The organism is Streptomyces sp. W16, from assembly GCF_033194735.1.
GTDB lineage: Bacteria > Actinomycetota > Actinomycetes > Streptomycetales > Streptomycetaceae > Streptomyces.
Window position 1 is genome coordinate 1 of the sequence record NZ_JAWOAI010000983.1, and the last position, 1,844, is coordinate 1,844.

Annotated in this window: 2 protein-coding genes; both read left to right on the forward strand. The window is 73.2% G+C overall.

The annotated features are described in order from the left end of the window. The first annotated feature begins 257 nt into the window (after positions 1-257). Positions 258-734: a hypothetical protein gene (locus R6V09_RS52210; protein ID WP_317888413.1), complete on the forward strand. Its 477-nt coding sequence runs from the start codon at positions 258-260 to the stop codon at positions 732-734. An 8-nt stretch (positions 735-742) separates the two neighbouring features. Then, positions 743-1,844 (forward strand): branched-chain amino acid ABC transporter permease (locus R6V09_RS52215; protein WP_317888414.1); only part of this gene is annotated, 1,102 nt, incomplete at its 3' end.

Here is a 1,844-nt window from a genome sequence, read left to right on the forward strand (position 1 = left end):
CAGGGCCGGGCCGAGCGCGAGGACCAGGGCCGCGGCCGTGACTACCGTGCCCCGCCCGCGCCTTGTGTTGCTTGTGTTGCTTGTGTTGCTTGCGGTCCTTGCGTTCCTTCGCCTGAGGTCGCTCCCGAGAACCATCTGGCTCACCGCCGGGTGTCGGTCCGGGCCGTGCGCGCCCGGTGTTTTCAGGTCGGGTGTCAGAAGGCATAGTGCAAGCCATTGGCCGGCATGGACAGACACATGACATGTGGGAGCCGTAAATGCGGACAGCCCGACCGTGGACCGTGCGTCCCGTCCTGTGGGCCGGCTGGGCCACGCTCGCCGCGGGTGCGGTGCTGTGCGTGCTCGGCTGGTACGGCGTCTCCGGCGAGCGCTACGCCGAACGGCAACTCCCCTACCTGGCCTCCTGCACGATCCCCGGCGCCGCCCTGATCGTCGCCGGCGCGGTCCTGCTCGCCCACGGCCGCAGCGCCCTCGCCACCGCGCGCGTGGAGGAGCTGTACGCCCTTCTCGTGGCCTCCGAACCCGCCGACGCCGAGGAGTCGGCAGAAGCCCTCGCCGCGCCCATGGCGGTCAGCGGGGACCTGCTGATGGTGCCCGGCGGCACGTTGTGGCACCGCGCGGACTGCCCGCTGGTCGCCGGGAAGGCCGAAGGGGTGCCGGTGGACGCGAAGTTGGTGGCGAACGGCGAGTTGAGCCCCTGCCCGATCTGCGAGCCCGCCGAAGCCGACGACTGAGGCCCGGGATGTCCTCCCTCACCTACGACCTCACCCTCGCCGGCCTCTCGGTCGGCAGCGCCGCCGCGCTCACCGGGATCGGCCTGATCGTGACGTACCGGGCGACCGGCGTCCTCAACTTCGCGCACGGCGCGGTCGCGATGGTCTGCGCGTACGTGCTGCGGCAGTGCGTGGTCGGGTGGGGCTGGCCGCTGTGGCTGGGCGCGGTGGTCACGCTGCTGTTCCTGGCGCCGGGTATCGGGGTGGTGCTGGAACGGTTCGCCTTCCGGCCGCTGTCGGTCCTGGGCGGCGATCCGGCGCAGACCCTGGTCGCGTCCATCGGGGTGTTCGTGCTGCTGGTCGGCGGGGCGGCGCTGGTGTGGGGGCAGGGTGCCCGGGACGACGCGCCGGAGCTGGTGTCGGCCGACCCGTGGGGGCAGTTGGCGGTGGTGCTCGTGCTCGCGGCGGGCGTCGGGGCGGTCATCCGCTGGACGCGGTTCGGACGGGAGCTGCGGGCCGTGGTGGACGACCGGCAGCTCGCGGTGCTGGCCGGGGTGGACGCGGACCGGGTGGCGGCGGCGGGCTGGGCGTTCGGGTCCTTCACGGCGGGACTGACGGGCGTGCTCCTCGCTCCCTTCGTTCGCCTGGACCCGTACGGTCTGCCCCTGCTCGTCATGGAGGTGGTGGCGGTCGCGGTCGCCGCGCGGATGCGGAGCCTGCCGGTCGCGGTGGTGGTGGCATTGGGTGTCGGGGTCGGGCAGAGCCAGTTGACGAGGGTTCATCTGTCCGGCTGGCGTGGCCAGTTGGTACAGGCCGTGGGCGCGAACCTGTTCGTGGTCGCCCTGTTGGTCACGGCGCTGGTCCTGCCGGGTCTTGGTGCGAGGGACGCACTCCCCCGTACGGCGACAGCGCGCGTCGCGACGCCTCCCGGGGCCTGGATCGTGGCCGCGGTGCTGTTCCTGCTCCCGCTCGGCTTCGCGGGCTCGGACCTGCACACCTCGGTCCAGGTCCCCGCGCTGGGCGTGGTGTTGCTGTCCCTGGTGGTGGTCACCGGGCGCGGCGGCCAGCTCTCGCTGGGACAGGCCGCCTACGCGGGCCTGGGCGCCCTGTTCACGGCGCTGCTGGCGGCGG